Raw genomic sequence first — 16,841 nt, forward strand, 5'->3', positions numbered from 1 at the left:
CGGTGAAATATTCTGATTCACCAATATTTACAACCCCTTACAGATTGCAGGAAAGTCAAAATTTGTGTCCATCCTTTAGTCGAAGGGGGGTCGGTGCAGGTTTGATTTTCGCTTTTTTCTGACTACGACTTGGTCAGTCTCGACTTGATTCCAGTCGGGCACACCCAAGGCCCGGATTTACTTTGCGAGGAACACAGACACTCAATCACTAGGTAAAATAAAAGCAACAACAGCAACGGAGAGACCACAACATGAGCCGACATCTTCTGTTATTCGCCATGCTTTTCATGGTGGCTTCAAGTGTTTCTTGTTCAAAAGCTAAACTCGGGGTGCGCAACCTTCGCAGTAACACTCCCTCTGTCCCTCCGATTAAAAAACTCAGCTTCCCGCGTATCGTCTCCGAACCAGAAACCAAAATCGGCGCCGGCCTAAGCTACCAATACCAAATCGAGTTTGAAAATGCTCCTGCCTTCCCCTTTTCCTTCAATCTCATAGCAGCTCCAATGGGCATGAAGATATCCCCCCAGGGAACCATTAACTGGGAGACTGGCCTCCATCACGTAGGTCAGCACCGCATTTCCCTCGAAGCCTATGAATCCACTAACCCTGAGAACAAGGTGGAACAAAGTTTTGTTCTCACCGTCACGGAATACTGTGATCTCACCCAACCGGCATTGGCTGTGTTCTTAGATCGCAACCGGGACGGCAGCACAGAAGGAGATAAAATTATAACTCTGGCTGATGAATTCAGTGGATCTCTCACTGCCATAGAGAACTACAACTACAAGTGGTGGGCTCCTCACATTCAAATTGGCCCGCGCGGGGATCACTATGCTTCCAGTGTGTTTTTCTACCATGGCTCCGATGGCCTTTATCTATTTCTCCTTATTGACCGCGAAGGTGGCGGCGCTTTTGCCAATCGGGTGGACATGGGCATCGCCGTCAAGGGCAATGGCTTTATGGACGACATTGTCTTCGCTGATGATCCAGCACGCTGGTGGCGCAAAAGCCCTTTGGAAAGAGTGATTCGCGAAAGGGGCCATTTTTACCAGGGCTCCTTTATGAATTGGTTTAAGGCCGACGGGGCGGTGATTGGACCCCTCAACCTTTCAGATCAACTACAGATTGCGGTGCAGTTCGATGACCCGGGCCAGCTTCGCCACTTGTATTTCCATCGCCACGATTCCACTCCTGAGGGGCGACGGTACTCCTTTGTCAGCGAGCCAGATCAAGTCTGGCCGGGCCTGATCTTCGCCCTGAGCCAGAAGGCCCCCTGTTTAGAATAGGCGCCTAAATCCCTATCCTTATTACAAATTTCGGGAGAATTCTTTTCTTCGGACCCCTCCAAGGCGGGCCCTTTCTTGAGTTTTCGCGCCTAGCGTTATAAGCCTCGGACGGGAAACCCATCCCCCTCAACAAACTAAGGAGTATTCACATGAACGCACTCACAAGAATTGCCCTGGCAAGTGCGGCTATTTTCTCATTGGTAGCTAGTGCCCAGGCTTCTCAAGTTGTCCGCTCAACGGTTTTGAGCAAGGACGTGAACTTCAACCTCAATCAACCCGGCGACAAGATCCCTGTTCGTAAGGAATTGGATCTTGGACCTCAATACCAAGGAACCTTTGTTAAGCGAGTTGTCGCCGAAGGTACTGGCTGCGGCCAGATGATTCTGGTTGTAAATCATCAACCCCTGGAAGGATCTGAAATGACTGTTTGTAGTCAGTTTGGAAACTTCAACCTGGCTAGCTCTGAATTGAATTATGATCTAGACCACGACGGCGTTCGCAGCCTGCAGATTCAATTAGTGTGGGGAAACCTGAACATCAACAAAGTGGGTGTCGTTATTTCTGACCAATTCGATCCCTGGAATCTGCGCACTCAGTTGCAAGTTTGCCAAAGCGAGAAAGAGGCCATGAGACAAGGAATGGATGAGCTTGTTCGCTCCAACACTTCCTTGACCGAGAGCAACCGCTACTTGAACGAAGAGCTTTCTCGTAAGCGCACTTCTCTTGCTTCTTGTGAAGCCAACGAAACCGCTCTATCCCTTGAGAACACTGAGCTTCGTCGGGCCATTGAGCAGCTGGCTGCTCGTTGCACTCCTGGCCGTCCTCCGGTTTACCCTGGACGCCCTACACGCCCAAGAAGGTAATCTAGAGAAACTCTCGGAAATTTCGAGTAAGAAAAACGGTATCCATCACTTGGATACCGTTTTTTTATGCCCGTAAATCTCACATAAAAAAACCCGCCGAAAAATCGACGGGTTCAAAATCAAATTCAATTTTAAATACGAGTCTGAACTTACCAGCTCGCCTTAGTCACACCAGGAATCTTTCCAAGATGAGCCATCTCACGAAAGCTCAAACGAGAAAGACCAAACTTGCGCAGGTTACCGCGAGGACGACCAGTCAGGTGACAACGGTTGCGCACGCGAATGGGGTTTCCGTTCTTAGGAAGCTTCTGCAACTTCAAGAAAGCCTGCTCGCGCTCTTCTTCAGAAAGATTTGGATCCAAAGACTGTTTGCGTAATGCTTTACGGACAGGACCCTGTTTAGCAGATAACTGCTTTCTGCGGTTGTTCTTTGAAACTGCACCTAATGTCGCCATAGAAAACTATCCTCATTCATTCAAGGCGTTGAAAACTCTCCTTTTATTCGAATTCGCAGGAAATGCAAGGGCTTTGAAAAAAATGCCTCTCGTCCGCCGGTGTCATCAGTCCTCGTCGAGGCCGAAGCGTTTTCGTAATTCCTCAATGTTTTCAGTCTGTTCTGTCACCTCAGTGACCTCATCTTCGATCTCCACCCCTCCCTGACGTGTCAGCAGACATTCTTCGTAGAGGTCCCGGATTTCGGCCTCCCACTGGCCCTTGAGGTACTTCTTCAGCTTGGAGGGCGACAACTCCCCAATCTCCACCTTAACCTTCAGCACGCAGACCTCTCGGTCATTCCAGTAGAAAGACAAAAGAGCATCACGGGCCGCGCCAACATTGGTCTCAAGCATAAAAAGGCACTTATGACCGCGAAACTGGAAGGACACCTCTTCCATGTCAGAGCCTTTGGTAATTGCCTGAGGATGGGTCACCAGATGGGGCAATCGAGCATCGCAGGTCTCACCCCAATGAGCAAAATTGCGAACATCATCCAGATAAAGGTCACAGAGAACCTGATCCAAGTGGGATTCCGCGACCTCTTTTTTGATCGACTCCACTCGTTCCATCACCATGTCCTGAGGAGAGCGGGTGGCCTTCATCTTTTGTTCTGGCTCGATCTTCCAGCCGGACTTGGTAATCAAGAAGGTCTCCAAGCGCTTCAAAACACCCTGATTGGAGTCCTGCATGGGTGGCAGAGGAGGAGCCTCTTCGCGCGTTCGCCCACGCGGAGGTGGTGGCGGAACGGGTGGAGGTGACGCCTTGGCCTCCTCTCGCTCCTCAATATCAACCCCACCTTCCTCGTCATCAACAATGATTCGCAAGTCAGGAGGCTGGTAAGCCTGACTGGGCTGGCGGGTTGGGGTGCGGGTAACCTTCTTCTCAGAAGACAGGGCCACTCCTGTGACGGTTTCAAAAATAGGCATACTGAGCTCTTCACCCTTCATCATCCCGCGAAAGCTCTCAATCATGGGCATGATTTCCCTTGGATCGAGCAGCATAAAGTCCACAGGAATCCAAATATTGGAGGAAAAGAATGTGGAATAAAGATGGACCACAAAAGAGTCGTTTACGGCCCGCATCCAGGTTTGGCTTCTGCGGTCTAACTTGATGACCACAAGATCTTGAAAACTTGTTCGCTTTAAGGAAATGGATTTAATTTCGGTCATCTTAATTCGGCCCAACTTCACAAAGGACGAGGCATCGTAGGCTCCGTTCTGATCCAAAATCAAGACCGGCCCCAACTCCAACATAATGCGAATGGCGTAAACAAAGAGCAGAGTCAGAACCAGCCCACCACTGATGAGAAATCCTCCAAATACAAGACTACTCCAGAAGGTGAGATGAGAGCGCATATACAATAGAAAAACAAAGCCAATAAATGTCAGACACATGGTCAGAACGAAAACCAACTTCAGCAGATAGGTCTGATCTGCGGTAATCGAAATTCGAAATGGCTGAGCCTTGGTTGCCAATGGCCCGGACTGCTCACTTCGCATCTATTGGTACACCCTTAACCTTTTGTCTTTGATCTTTTCTACCTGCCCAAACCAGCGATATCGATCAGCTCCCTCCGGCCAGCTCTGCTGCCTTCCAAGCTGTTCCCGTTTTTCAACCAGGTAAAACCTTGCCGACTGATCCTTCTTTCCTTTGCGTTTCCCAATCCAGTTTGAAAACTCCCTCTCCACACAGGTAACAAATGTCCGTGGATGACCTTTAACTGACTTAGTCTTAATTTCCCACTGTCCTTTCCCTGCTAACCAAGAAGACTCAATCACTACCCAAGAATCACCTGGTTCACGAAACTGCCAACACATGGAAAACTGAGATTCAGAAAGGGATAACTCCTTCATCCAGCCGGGCACAAATTGGGAACCCTCGGTTACGCCGACATACAAGGGAGGTGCCGAAGATTCATCTTCATTTGCGGATAATGTCGGTTTGTTGGATGCAGAGGAGTTCACGGACTTTGCGCTGTCAGCACAAGCCGGAAGAACAAAACATAGTAATGTTACTAAGCCCACAAAACTCAGGCCTCTCGACACCACGCCTCTCCTTACGCAACTATGGAGACTTTCAATACTTTTTCGGAATTGGTGAGGACGGTCTAAAGGACCCATCACCCTCCCCCGGTGTAGACCTTGACCTTGGTCTCGGGGGATTTGAATAATTCGGACGGAAGTCGCGGAAAAACTGTCCTAAATGGACAAGCCCTGGGGGTCTCTGTCGCTGGACGGCACCTGAAGATCTTTAAGGTTTTCCTTCAAGCAAGCTTCCAAATGTTTGGCCGTTGCCGAATAATCACCGTCCTTTGGGGCTGACTCCATGCACTTCTGCACGGTCTCATCCATCTTCATCATTCCAGAATGACCCTCCGGCCCTGAAGATTTCATACCCTTGCCGCGAAGATGAAACATTCCCTTCTGGTGATGCGGATCTGAATGGGACCAGTGATAACCCGCTTGAGAACCACTGCTGTCGCGATCACAGTAGCGGACAAAACGGACAGTGCTCGCAATGGCACCGCCAATTCCAGCGAGAACCAGCACCGAGGCCGCTGCCTTTAGTGCGTGGCTATTCTCCTTTTTTGCAAAGTGCCAGAGAATCAATCCCCCAGCGATAATCAGCGCCTCGATTAACCAGGTTAAGATTCCCATTAATACCCCCTTTAGTGTATCGTGCCTCGCATGGTCTCAAAGACCCACAACCCCTTGTAACTCACTCGGAGAGGTCAGGGTAGCAAAACCTTGGAAGCAATATGTCTGATATTTCGTGGTTAAAACACAAACAAATCCAGGATTATCCATGGTGGGTTCGCCTCCTTTTGCGCGGACAAATGAAAAAGTATGGTACACCCTTGTTCCCAACACTGTACTGGGGCCGCTCACCCATGGCCCTTTTGCTGTTCACCCTGTTTTTTAAGTTTTTTGAACGACGCAAATCCCCGCTTGAACCCGCGCTTCGATCACTGATTATGGTGCGCATTTCCCAGGTCAACTGGTGCAGCTTTTGTGTCGATATGAATTCTTTGTTTTTGCTGGAAAGGGCTCAAGCCATTCACAAACTGGAGGATCTCCACAGCTGGCCCACCAGCACGCATTTTAGCGAAAAAGAAAAGGCCGCTCTCGCCTACGCTGAGGCCGTCACCCGACCGGATCAGTCGGTTCCCATCGATATTCGGGAAAACCTAAAACAATACTTTAGCGAAGACGAGATCGTTGAGCTGACCGCCCTTATTGGATATCAAAATCTTTCCAGCAAGTTCAATTACGCCTTGAGCATCCCGGCGCAGGGTTTGTGTGAGATGCGCACGGCACCGCTACCGATCACGGACGAAGAACCCCAAGGCTAACCGGCACACCACCGTTTGTGGTGGTAACATGCTGAACCCATTTCCCTTCGATCACTGGCAGTTTTCGCCCGGGCCAAATCACTCCGACAAGAGACGGGCGGACCTTTTTGACAAAGCTCTGCAGTTGCTGAGCCAGAGCCTCCTGATCAGCCTCAAGGCGAAGGTTATACGGAGGATTCAGCAGCATCAGTCCTTGCCCGGCCAGCTCATTTTCTGCCCACACATCCAGCCAATCACCCTGGCGAATATCGATATTCCACTTTTCCTTTTTAGCCAGAGCAGAAAAATTCTCCTTTAGGGCAGAAGTTGCCTTTTCGCTGGTATCGCCAGCCAGAAGCCTTGGCATCGTCTCTATGGGAGGCAATGCCTGAGTGGTCTCAACCGAGAGTCTTTTAGATGCGCAGGGAAAGTTTTGATAAGCAAAGTTCCTTCTCCTCCATGAGCTCCAAAAAATCATAGGTTCCATAACCAAGGTGCCAGAACCAGCCATAGGGTCCAAAATGATTTCAGGAACACCACCCAACTCCTGGTAGCACATCCAATACAGTGCCGCTCCCAAGGTTTCCCGCACGGGTGCCTCCACTGTGTTCGTCTTGTATCCACGACGATGCAGAAGATTGCCTGACGTGTCCAAGCTAATGGTGGCTTCATTATTGACAATGCGAACATAGATTCCCTGAGGCTCATCCAGATGGACCTTGCGAAAGGCCTGATGGCGTTCAAAATGAGCGAGTCCCTTTTGGACTTCCTCCTGAATGCGCTTCTTCATGTTCAAATAGCTGCGATGATAAGACGGATGGACCTCAACTTCTCCCTGGCGCAAGTAGTGGTGCCACTCCAAATGCCTGACCTTGGCCTCCAGTCGTTCGTAATTTCGACACTGAAAAGTAACGAGTCTTTGCAAGATTCGGGTGGGAATTCGTAGGTAGTGATTGAGAATCCACCCCTCCTGTTCCTTCAAAAAAAGCTCCACTCCACCCGTCACAATCCTCGGATAGATATCCTCCTCCTTTGACATCAAGTCAGGATAGATTTCCCGTAGATATCTGCTTTTTTGACTCCATTCATCGAGAGCCAACTGTTCCAGGCCGGGGGCTGTAACCAAAAAAAATGAATAGAGTTCCTGTGTCACACAATGTCCCTTGAATTTGAATGGGCGTCCGGATTTGTCAGACCGACTGATTTCCCTGGAAGGCAGTATAGGTGTCAAAAGGCGGGCTCACAATAGGGAATTCCTAGTAGGGTGATTTCTTCAATAGCCAGTCAACCTGAAAGCACGTGGTACCCAGAACTCAATTAAAGTGGCGCCAGCCCTGTTCGGCTGACAACACCCTCCACACCTATTGCAATAGGTCAATTGCCCCGCCCAAACCGGGACCAATAAATGATTTGGCCATCCCGGCTCGCGGCTCTATGATAAATGGCTGTGGATATCAGAGATTTCATTACCAAACCTCGCTGGTGCATTCTTCCCTGGACCCATGCATTTATTGATCCCCTGGGAAAGGTCAAGCCATGCTGTCGATTCCGCGGAAGAGAAGTCCCTGGGGATTGTAATCTGGAAGAGAACTCCCTCGATGATTTGTTTTCCGGACCCGTGTTCGAGACACTCCGCCAATCTATGGTCGTAGACGATTCTCCCACCGGTTGTCAGAGGTGCTGGGAAGAGGAGTCTGCGGGAAAGGGGATGAGCCTCAGGCAAAATCACAATCGACGCTGGGATGAACTTGTCTCAGCTGACTGGGTGGGACGGCCTGAGATTTCCTTTTTAGAGATTGGGCTCTCCAGCTTGTGCAATCTTAAGTGCCGAATGTGTGATTCAAGATATTCATCTAAATGGGTAAGTGACGAAGTCAAATTATTAGGAGAAACCATTAACCCGAACCCACCAAGAAAGTTCTCTGTTTCCTCCGTTGACGGATGCCTTTCGCGCCTTCGACATATCAAATTTACGGGAGGGGAACCGCTTCTGATTCCTGAGCACCAGCTCATACTCGAGAAGATTTTTGAGATGGAAAGAGCCTCTCAAGTCGCCATCAATTATTCTACGAATGTGACGACTCTACCAAAACAAGATCTCCAGAGCTTGTGGCGTAATTTCTCCCGTGTCGAGGTTGCTCTGAGCGTGGACGGAATTGGCGAGGTCAACGACTACGTTCGCAACCCCAGCAAATGGGAGCAGGTTGAGGCGGTGGCGGTTGGTTTTTTTGAGATTGCCGAAAACATGCCCAATCTTTTTCTCGGACTTAGACCATCTGTTTCAGTTTACAATCTATTGTCACAACCCGATCTCTTGAGGTGGTGGCTCAAGCTCTGCGATAAGTACCCTAGGGCCGGCGAGAGAGCTCGAAAGTGGGTTTCACTGACTCATGTTACCTATCCTGAGCAACTATCGCTACAGGTTCTGCCCCAAAAGACCAAGGAAAGATGGACGCAGATGATTGACGCCTCTCTCGATGGACTTCCCGAGAAGTGGTCAGAATCCTGCCGATCCTTATGTCGTTACATGCTTGCCCATGACCGCGAGGATCTCTTTTCCCAACTCGTTAGTTTTACGCATGACCTGGACGAAATCCGCCAGGAGTCTGTCGATACAGCCTGCCCTCAACTTGGGGCGGCGATCCGGGAATGGAATGGCCTCGGGAAATGACACTCCATACTTCCTACCTAGGCCCATCTCAAATTCACGATGTCCACTTGGAGATTACCAGCAAATGTAATGCCCTGTGCCCACAATGCTCCCGGGTTTACGGGGAAAAACTCAATCCAAAGATGCCTGTTGGAGAGCTTAGTCTGGAGGATATTCAAAAGTTCTTCTCTAAGGCTTTTTGCAGCCATCTCAAACACGTTTACCTCTGTGGCGTACATGGCGATGGCGCCGCTGCAAATTCCACTCTCAGTGTGTTGAATTACTTTCGAGGTCAAGGCGTCGGACAACTAAGTCTTTTCACGAACGGCGGACTCAGAGACGAAGCCTGGTGGAGGGACCTGGCAACGATACTAAAAGGCCCCAAGGACAGAGTCCATTTTAGTATTGATGGAATGGCCGACACCAATCACATCTACCGGCGACATGTAAATTTTGAAAAGGTGCTCCGCAATGTTCGCGCCTATCTACAAGCGGGGGGACAAGCCAACTGGGATTACCTGGTTTTCGCTCACAACGAACATCAAATCGAGGAGGCGCGGGCCCTTTCACGCGATCTTGGTTTTGCAGATTTTCGGATAAAATACACTAGCCGATTTTTGGGTGATACCGAGAAGGCCGCGAGCCAACACCTTGGGGTGGAATCTAGGATCAAGGAATCCTCCGGAGCGGCCAATCCGAGATTGGTCGTCGATGACTTAAAAAGCCGGCAAAACCTGGAAGAATATTTTTCGACCACGACGATCTGCTGCAAAACCAAAGCTCTCGGCTCGATCTACGTGAGCTTTGATGGCCGACTGTGGCCGTGCTGTTGGACAGCATCCAACTTTTATCACCCGGATCCAACCCCTAAGCGGACAAACATCGCAACTCTCCTGGCTACCTATGGACAGGATTTTAACTCTCTTCATCACCATGAATTAACTGAGATCCTTTCTCACCCATGGTTTGCTGGAGATTTGGCCACCAGCTGGACCCGAAGGTTCGAGGACGGCGACCACCCAAGGCTGCGGGCTTGCGCACAACAGTGTGGCGAAAAATACAGTGCTGTCGCCGCCCAGCTCGATCCAGAAACCCGAGCCACTAAACGGCTCTGATCGCATCCGGCCTTTACATCTCACAGACTTCAGTCAGATAATGAACAGATGTCAGTAAGGAGCCTTTTTGTGAGCAAAACCTGGTGCCCTCTCCCCTGGATGTCCCAGGCCATCCGCAGCAACGGTGACCTCAGAATCTGCTGTCAGGCCAATACAGCTGAGGGACGCGGTATTCTGTACAAAGAAAATAATGAAGCCTTCAACGCTGCTGAGGGGAATTTGGCCGAGTCCCGAAATTCTTCTTTGATGTGCAGCGTCCGCAAAGACATGATTGAAGGACGCTGGCCAGCCGCCTGTGTTCGCTGCCAAAGAGAGGAAGAAGCCGGTCTGATCTCCCGCAGGAGCTACGAAATCACCAATTGGGCAGAAAAGATCGATTTTGACCAGGCGAAGTTGGGAACGGACGCGAATGGAAGCATCTCGATTGAGAAGTTTCCGGTTCGGGCAATGGACATTCGCTTTGGCAATAAGTGCAACCTAAAATGCCGCATGTGTAGCCCGATGGATTCAAATTCCTGGTACGAAGACCATTACAATCTGTTTGGTGCCACTTACCAGGAGGCCAGTGGTGAGGTGCGCCTAACACCAAATGAGAAAGGTCGCTTCAACACAAGCCCCATCACCTATGACTGGTATGAGTCCGAAACCTTTTGGCAGGATCTGGACCGGCTGATCCCTGATGTTCAGTATATTCAGACCGTCGGGGGAGAACCCTTTCTTATCGACCAGTACTACGACTTCTTGCAGAGAATGATTGATCAAGGCTATGCCGGCGAGACCACCCTTGAATCCAATTCCAATCTCACTGTCCTTCCTGAAAGGGCCCTCGAACTGTGGAGACATTTTAGGAAGATACGCATTGGGGCCAGCATTGACGGCGTTGGCAAGGTCAATGATTATATCCGCCATCCATCAAAATGGCAGCTCTTGGAAAAAAACCTGCACAGGCTGGACAAGGCCGAGGGCCCCTTTGAGCTTTGGTTCACATCGACCATACAGGTAGCCAATATTCTTCATTTCCCAAGCCTGGTTAAATGGAAAATTGAAAGCGAGTTTCAACGCTTCAATAATCGGAGAGAACGGCCCATTCTGACCCCCCATGTTCTTCACCGACCTCTGTTTTTTAATATTCGGATCTTCCCCCTCGAGGTTAAGTCCAAGATTGCTGCCCACCTTTATTCACTATTGCCTTGGTTTAATAGTCACTTTGCCAGTGAACCCGACGGAAAATCCAAGGCCGCATTTTACAGTGCCAACTACAAGGATATGGTCGATTCCTTTATCAAATACATGAATGCTGAGGATTGGTCTCATGAGCTGCCAAAGTTCTGGGCGGTGACCCAAGGACTCGACAAACTTAGGGGGGAGAATTTTGCGGATACCTTCCCCGAACTGTTTGCAATGCTAGAGCCCTATCTGAATTCAAAAGAAGCCGAACGCTACAAGATCGTTAGAACCCTATAGAGTCCAGTCGTCTCCCAATTCACGCAAGACCGAACGCAAACCCACAGCATGGAGATTTCCGTGCTCATCTGACTCTTTCGCTAAATGAATTGCCCTGGTCGGGGTAAGGCCTAATCCAGTTATGACCTCCTCGTAGAGCTCCCCATACTTGTTCCACATATAGTCAGAACCAAATCGATCAATAAACTGAATCCCATACCACATCAGTACGTTTATACACATATTGTGATCATTCATAATTGTAATGGGTCCATTTTCTCTCTCGCGGCTGTAGCGTACGCCAATGCGATTTGCCCCTAAACCCAAACCCTTCGATAGGCTAAAGCCAACACTGCGAACCGCCGGATGATTATAGTCAAAGTTGAAACCACGGGTACATCCATACCAGGCACTGTCGATATAGACCGGTACGCTTAGCTCCAAGGCACGATCCAAGAAATGTTTGGTATCAGGGTGAAGGTCTCCAAGACTGGGGAATGGAGCTGCCAAAATTAAGACATCTCCCTGGGAAAGCGAACTTGGTGTACGAACAGAAATGTTCGGTCTCAATCGCCAATGGTATCTGTAGTCACCTTCGACGACCACCACCCGATCTCCGTTCATCTGATGGATATCGTCTAAAAAATGAGTGACGCCAACACAAAAATCGCGATGGGGAAACGTCTCCACGCCCGAAATTTCGTTCCACTGGCTGCCAGTCAACCATCGGTCAAAGGTCTCGATAAATCTCTCGCGAAGGTTTTCCCGATCAGAGAAGTGCTCCTTCGACAAGGTCGATAGAAAGGCGTGGATTTCACGGTCGTACATGGCCCGTGGCTTCCCTCGCTGCACTAATTCTTTTAATTTAGCCCAATCCCGCATACAATTCAGTGAACCAGATTTGATTGGGAAATGGCAATAACGCATGAGCTCTAAATCCACATTCTGTGCCCTGCCGTGGTTGCAACTAAGTTGTAAGACCAATGGAGCGGTTCGAACCTGTGGATACGCGCGAGTCACCAGCGGGGGCCAGGCCAATTTGGGACGGGACGAGGTCTCTACTTCCTGGAACAGCGATTATTTCAAACTGATTCGTAAGACAATGTTGGCCGGACAGGAGCCTCCTAACTGCACCAAGTGTTACTATCGGGAATCCCACGGTGGGACCAGCCGACGGCAGAAAGAAAACGATGCCTGGAGCAAGGATTTCAGTGAGGATCTGGCCCGAAAGCTGACCAAAGAAGATGGATCCATCGATATTCCCCCTGTTTCCCTCGATATTAGAACTGGAAACGTCTGCAATCTAAAGTGCGTCACGTGCTTTCCCACCAACAGTACGAAGTGGCTTGAAGACACAGAGCTATTGGGAAAATATGAAAACACGCAAAACTATAAGGTCGTTCCCGCATGGGACCAGGCGGATGGACCCGCCTGGAAATTTGTCAAAGAGCACGGACCCTCGCTTAAAAAAATCAGCTTTCTTGGGGGGGAGCCCCTGGCATCACCTCTGCATCAGTCGATTCTTGAAAGCTTGATTAGCCAGTCCGCATATCAGGTTGCCCTTAAGTACGTCACAAATGGAACATTACTCTCGCCTCAGATACTGGGGAAGTGGGCAAGGTTCGATTCCGTCCAAATCATGGTTAGCATTGATGGTATAGGTCCAATTTTGGAGTTCATCCGCTTTCCTGCTAAATGGGCAAAATTGGAACTAAATCTCAAGCTCCTCAACGATTTCGTGGCCAGAAATGTGAAAAGGGAAGTTCTTTGGACGTGCAGCAACCTGAGCTTGTACTACCTACCAGAGACACTCGAGTATTTTGGTTCACATTTTCCAGGTCTTGAATTCGTACTTGGCGACTACGTCACAAAGCCAGCCCACATGAGCGCACAAAACCTTCCGCCCATTTGCAAGGAACTGATTTTGGACAAGTTTAGAGACAAAGGAACTCTTGGTAAATATCCTCAGGCCGAATTTTATCTCAACAATATGATGGAGGAAAACCTCTGGCCCTCTATGGGTTCAACTCTTATTCAATATCTCGATGATCTTGACCGAGCTCGAAAAACCAACTGGAGAGACTCTTTCAAGGAGCTAAGCCCCTATTTGAAATAAGGGGACAACTCAGGTATAAAATCAACGATATTTTGACCTCTCTTACGATCTAACATCTTTGTGTAACGAACAAACTCCTGAAAGTGCTCCTCTTCCGCCTCTCTTTCCACAATGTAGCGACAGAGATCTTCAACTTGATTAGTCACCTGGGAATTCGGATATTCGGGCCGCAAGGCCTTGAGCCGCTCGACAACCAACATCTTGAGCTCCATAGGGAGAGTGGTAATACTCAGACCAAAGGGGCGGTGGACAGGGTTAAACCAGGTGGAAACAACTCGACCCGGATTTGCATCAGCCTTCATCTTCACCCACCTGAGGATATCGTCCAACTGGAGAATATTATAGGTGTTCACAGTCACTTGGGCGATCATTTCGATATGCGTTTTGAACTCCCGGCATAAATAATCAAAATTCCTCTCAACTTCGGACCACACGGAGGGATAGCGAACATAGTTTGCCAACTCATTGATTCCATCAACACTACAGACCATTTGAACTCTCTCAAACTGGTTGATCATATCGATAAATTTTTGATTCACTTTGGTTAGATTTGTCTGAACCCGCAGCAGAATATCGGTCTTTCCGTGATCCAGGCACCCCTGTAGGACATCATACATGGAACTATGGAGAAGGGGTTCTCCGCCCGTAATGTACACCTCATCCAAATTGGAATAATCGATCTGAGAAAGGAAGTTCGTATTCTCGATCCAGCTCGAAGTAGACGACTTTTTGGCGACCTCGTGGGAAGCCAAGTTAATTTCTGGAAAGTTCTTTCTGTTGTCTGGCTCACTTAATAGTTCATCGGTCTCTTTGAGAATTTGATTACTCAACCCAGAAAAGCACATTCGGCACATCAGATTACATCGATTGCCCAAATTTAAAGACAGATATCTTGGCTTGGGGAATAACTGGAGTTCATCATAGCGTTCGAAGTATTTGCGATTCTCCTTAAGACGCTTTGACATGCACTTTTTTCCAGCCTCTTCCTGAATGCATACATCGCACTCGGGAAGAAGGACTCCATCTGACATCTTCTTCCTAATGTCAGTGAAGGCCTCTCCCCTCCAAATCTCATCAGCGGACTTGTCCAGGAGACTCAATTCCTTCCCATTTTCAATAATAGAAACATAGGATTTACAGCAGAGGCGAATTGAACCAAATGCATTGGTAGCCAAACTGTACCACATCAATGTACAAAGGCTCGAGTTGGGGTTTAGTTTGGGATCAAGATAGACTCGTTCAAGCCCCTCTAAAAACGGATTACTCATCTTTGTAACACCGCCTTAAATCTCGGCTCCACATTGACCAGAGACTTCCCCTGGGCCTCATCTAGGGTGGCGGTAAACTCCACAAATTCGCGACGCCACTCTTCGTTGAAGGGGTAAAGCTTAAAGTACTTGCGAATAAACTCCTTCCCCTGTTCCTCTACAGTCGTTTGCTCCAGGAACTGAAAGTACTCCTCACGAGCCTCGGTATCAAATATTCCCGGAGTCAGATACCTGGGATAGTCCACCCTTTGCTGAATGAAATGACCGAGGACTCGGTGCTCGTACCTATCCAGATTTACTGTATTAAACGGATAGTCTACACAGCAAAACTTGTACAGATTTTCGATATCCCAAAGATTATAGGCACAAAAGGTCGGCCGCCAGGCAACCCTTGCATTGGGCAGCCGACTGTAGGAAGTTGCCGTCTCTAACACGTCTTCTTCGAGAGTGGTTTTGTTGTTTCGAATATATTGGTAAATTGGGCCCGTTCCCTCTACTGACACCAGGGCGCCGATGAAGGCAAACTGCCCTAATAATTCCATGATTTCGGACGACGGCTTGGTGCCATTAGTAAAGAACACCAAATCGATATTTTTAGCCATTTCCGACTTCACCAGGAATTTTAAAAATCTGGTAAACTGAGGCTCGATGATCGGCTCCCCACCCTTGACCGTGACACTGCGAAGCGTCTGTCGATGGGCCAGAAGGAACCCCTCCATCTCCTCCATTCCCTGGCCCGTAATCGAAAAGGGGCTGGCCGCTTCAACCTCAAAGCCCTTTTCGGCCAGTAAATTCTCGTACTTCACCCACTTGGTGCTGTTGCCTGATTTACAGTGGCGACAGGCCAAATTGCAGAGATTGGAAAAGCGTACGACAAAAGCAACCAGTCCGGGCCGGTAATCAAAATCAATATCGTATTTGTGAAGATACTCAATGTACTCCGTCCTGCGACTGGTTGATCCCATATATTCACCATTGGAGCAATGCCAACATTCTTTGGGCCATTGGTCCCTGCGGAGCATTTCTCTCAACTGTGCGTTTTTCTCACTATTAAATGCTGCTGATAGGCTCGTATCGCGAATGTTGCCAAAGGAACCATAGTAGACGCAACAGGGCCGAAGCTGCCCACTTTCACCAATCTCAACTGACATCCAGGGGGCCGGGCAGAAAGTCTTTTTATCGTAGTCAGCCTTACTCACAAGAAAACCTCACCAACCTATTGTTTCCATATCCCGGGAAGGATGTAAATTCGAATTCCGACCCACAGGTTCGGCCACAGGTAAACATGCGGTCACTTGCCGAACACTTCCAAGAACGCTCTAGGTCCTCGACAAAGAACCTGTGATTTAGAATCTCGTCGAATGAGTGCTGGAGAAGACTGTTGAATCCGGAATCATAACCTTGAACCAGGGAGGCCAACTCGCGCTTTTGGATTTCGTCTTCGTGAAAGTAGGCGGGCGCCCCCAGCCAACAGCAAGGCCAAAGATCTCCCACAAAATCGATGTACACTGAGCGCTGAATGTGTTTGGTTTTGCAGCGAATGGGCGTCTGCTTGGCATAGCGTTCGAAACTCCCAAACTTGGACTTGATTTCTTCCAAAGACAAGAGACTCGCCGACTTTAGTTCCTCTTTTTGGGGAGCCTGAAGGTCACGGCGATCGACGGTTTGCCCCAGGAGGCTGCGATAAAACCTTGATGTTGCCTTAAGATTGAACTCGCGAAACCCCATCTCCCTTGCCAGATTCTCGGCTTGCTGAACCTGGTGCTCATTATGAGCGAAGACAATATACTCCCATCTGGTGTCAACGCCTGAGGCAATTGCCGCCTTCATGTTGGCTTCGATGCGAGGCCACGATGAGTTGACACGGTAAATGTGATTGGTGTCGGACAGCCCATCGACTGAAAAAATCAGGCGCCCCCGTCCTTTTAGGCTCTCCCCTAATTCATACCACCACTCAGGAGACTTTAGACTGCCGTTACTGTATACAGCAATATGGCTAACTCCACGGCTAAGTAGATTTTCGACAAATACGGGAAGGGTCGATGCCGCTGCCGGATCACCGAAGTTGCCACAAAAATAAACGCCATCCAATTGCCGGGAAAAGCTCTCCGAGAACATTTCATCAAGCGAAGGGCCCCACTGCAAATCAGCAATCGGCAATTCTGGATTGAGCCTGCCCCGGGAAGTTCGTGCACACTGAGGACAGAGGAGATTACACTTACTGGTGATCTCCAAGTGAACGAGCTTGATCTCTTCCTTCCTTAAATACACTTG

Annotated in this window: 16 protein-coding genes; 7 read left to right on the top strand and 9 right to left on the bottom strand. The window is 49.1% G+C overall.

The window, feature by feature from the left end:
* Window positions 1-251 precede the first annotated feature (251 nt).
* Window positions 252-1,286, top strand: coding sequence for a hypothetical protein (locus H6624_12115; GenBank protein ID MCB9085087.1), 1,035 nt, complete (start codon window positions 252-254; stop codon window positions 1,284-1,286).
* 149 nt (window positions 1,287-1,435) lie between these two features.
* A complete protein-coding gene (locus tag H6624_12120) occupies window positions 1,436-2,149 on the top strand; it encodes a hypothetical protein (GenBank protein MCB9085088.1) in 714 nt (237 codons plus the stop codon).
* A 149-nt stretch (window positions 2,150-2,298) separates the two neighbouring features.
* On the opposite strand, the gene rpsN is transcribed toward H6624_12120, so the two are convergent.
* The 4 genes from rpsN to H6624_12140 form a co-directional block, all read right to left on the bottom strand.
* Window positions 2,299-2,604, bottom strand: coding sequence for a 30S ribosomal protein S14 (rpsN, locus tag H6624_12125; protein MCB9085089.1), 306 nt, complete (start codon window positions 2,602-2,604; stop codon window positions 2,299-2,301).
* Window positions 2,605-2,709: 105 nt separating this feature from the next.
* Window positions 2,710-4,143 (bottom strand): hypothetical protein, encoded by a 1,434-nt coding sequence (locus H6624_12130; protein ID MCB9085090.1) that lies wholly within the window; start codon window positions 4,141-4,143, stop codon window positions 2,710-2,712.
* Entirely contained in the window at window positions 4,144-4,689 is a 546-nt protein-coding gene (locus H6624_12135; protein MCB9085091.1) for a hypothetical protein, read from the bottom strand.
* Window positions 4,690-4,842: 153 nt separating this feature from the next.
* On the bottom strand, window positions 4,843-5,301 hold the full coding sequence (locus H6624_12140; protein ID MCB9085092.1) for a hypothetical protein: 459 nt from the start codon (window positions 5,299-5,301) through the stop codon (window positions 4,843-4,845).
* 101 nt (window positions 5,302-5,402) lie between these two features.
* Here H6624_12140 and H6624_12145 point away from each other — a divergent pair, with 101 nt between their 5' ends.
* Entirely contained in the window at window positions 5,403-5,996 is a 594-nt protein-coding gene (locus H6624_12145; GenBank protein ID MCB9085093.1) for a carboxymuconolactone decarboxylase family protein, read from the top strand.
* Here the strand turns inward: H6624_12145 and H6624_12150 are convergent.
* Window positions 5,971-7,128 carry a hypothetical protein gene (locus tag H6624_12150; GenBank protein MCB9085094.1) on the bottom strand — a complete coding sequence of 386 codons (1,158 nt, stop codon included), beginning with the start codon at window positions 7,126-7,128 and terminating at the stop codon, window positions 5,971-5,973. The two genes, H6624_12145 and H6624_12150, sit on opposite strands and share 26 nt — an antisense overlap.
* A gap of 294 nt (window positions 7,129-7,422) precedes the next feature.
* On the opposite strand from H6624_12150, the gene H6624_12155 reads away from it, so the two are divergent.
* From H6624_12155 to H6624_12165, 3 genes are all read left to right on the top strand, one after another.
* Window positions 7,423-8,646 (top strand): twitch domain-containing radical SAM protein, encoded by a 1,224-nt coding sequence (locus tag H6624_12155; GenBank protein MCB9085095.1) that lies wholly within the window; start codon window positions 7,423-7,425, stop codon window positions 8,644-8,646.
* Complete coding sequence (locus tag H6624_12160; GenBank protein MCB9085096.1) at window positions 8,625-9,740, top strand: radical SAM protein; 1,116 nt, start codon at window positions 8,625-8,627, stop codon at window positions 9,738-9,740. The genes H6624_12155 and H6624_12160 overlap by 22 nt, the downstream gene beginning before the upstream one ends.
* Window positions 9,741-9,809: 69 nt before the next feature.
* On the top strand, window positions 9,810-11,204 hold the full coding sequence (locus H6624_12165; protein ID MCB9085097.1) for a radical SAM protein: 1,395 nt from the start codon (window positions 9,810-9,812) through the stop codon (window positions 11,202-11,204).
* Here H6624_12165 and H6624_12170 read toward each other — a convergent pair.
* Complete coding sequence (locus H6624_12170) at window positions 11,199-12,035, bottom strand: hypothetical protein (protein ID MCB9085098.1); 837 nt, start codon at window positions 12,033-12,035, stop codon at window positions 11,199-11,201. The genes H6624_12165 and H6624_12170 overlap by 6 nt on opposite strands.
* A gap of 73 nt (window positions 12,036-12,108) precedes the next feature.
* Here H6624_12170 and H6624_12175 point away from each other — a divergent pair, with 73 nt between their 5' ends.
* Window positions 12,109-13,299: a twitch domain-containing radical SAM protein gene (locus H6624_12175; protein ID MCB9085099.1), complete on the top strand. Its 1,191-nt coding sequence runs from the start codon at window positions 12,109-12,111 to the stop codon at window positions 13,297-13,299.
* Here H6624_12175 and H6624_12180 read toward each other — a convergent pair.
* Genes H6624_12180 through H6624_12190 form a run of 3 tightly spaced genes read right to left on the bottom strand, consistent with a single transcriptional unit; the run spans window position 13,287 to window position 16,838 of the window.
* Window positions 13,287-14,567: a twitch domain-containing radical SAM protein gene (locus tag H6624_12180; GenBank protein ID MCB9085100.1), complete on the bottom strand. Its 1,281-nt coding sequence runs from the start codon at window positions 14,565-14,567 to the stop codon at window positions 13,287-13,289. The two genes, H6624_12175 and H6624_12180, sit on opposite strands and share 13 nt — an antisense overlap.
* Window positions 14,564-15,766: a twitch domain-containing radical SAM protein gene (locus H6624_12185; protein MCB9085101.1), complete on the bottom strand. Its 1,203-nt coding sequence runs from the start codon at window positions 15,764-15,766 to the stop codon at window positions 14,564-14,566. Before H6624_12185 ends, H6624_12180 begins: the two co-directional genes overlap by 4 nt.
* Window positions 15,759-16,838, bottom strand: coding sequence for a radical SAM protein (locus H6624_12190; protein ID MCB9085102.1), 1,080 nt, complete (start codon window positions 16,836-16,838; stop codon window positions 15,759-15,761). The genes H6624_12185 and H6624_12190 overlap by 8 nt, the downstream gene beginning before the upstream one ends.
* Between the last annotated feature and the right edge of the window lie 3 nt (window positions 16,839-16,841).

Source organism: Pseudobdellovibrionaceae bacterium, from assembly GCA_020635075.1.
Lineage (GTDB): Bacteria > Bdellovibrionota > Bdellovibrionia > Bdellovibrionales > UBA1609 > JADZEO01.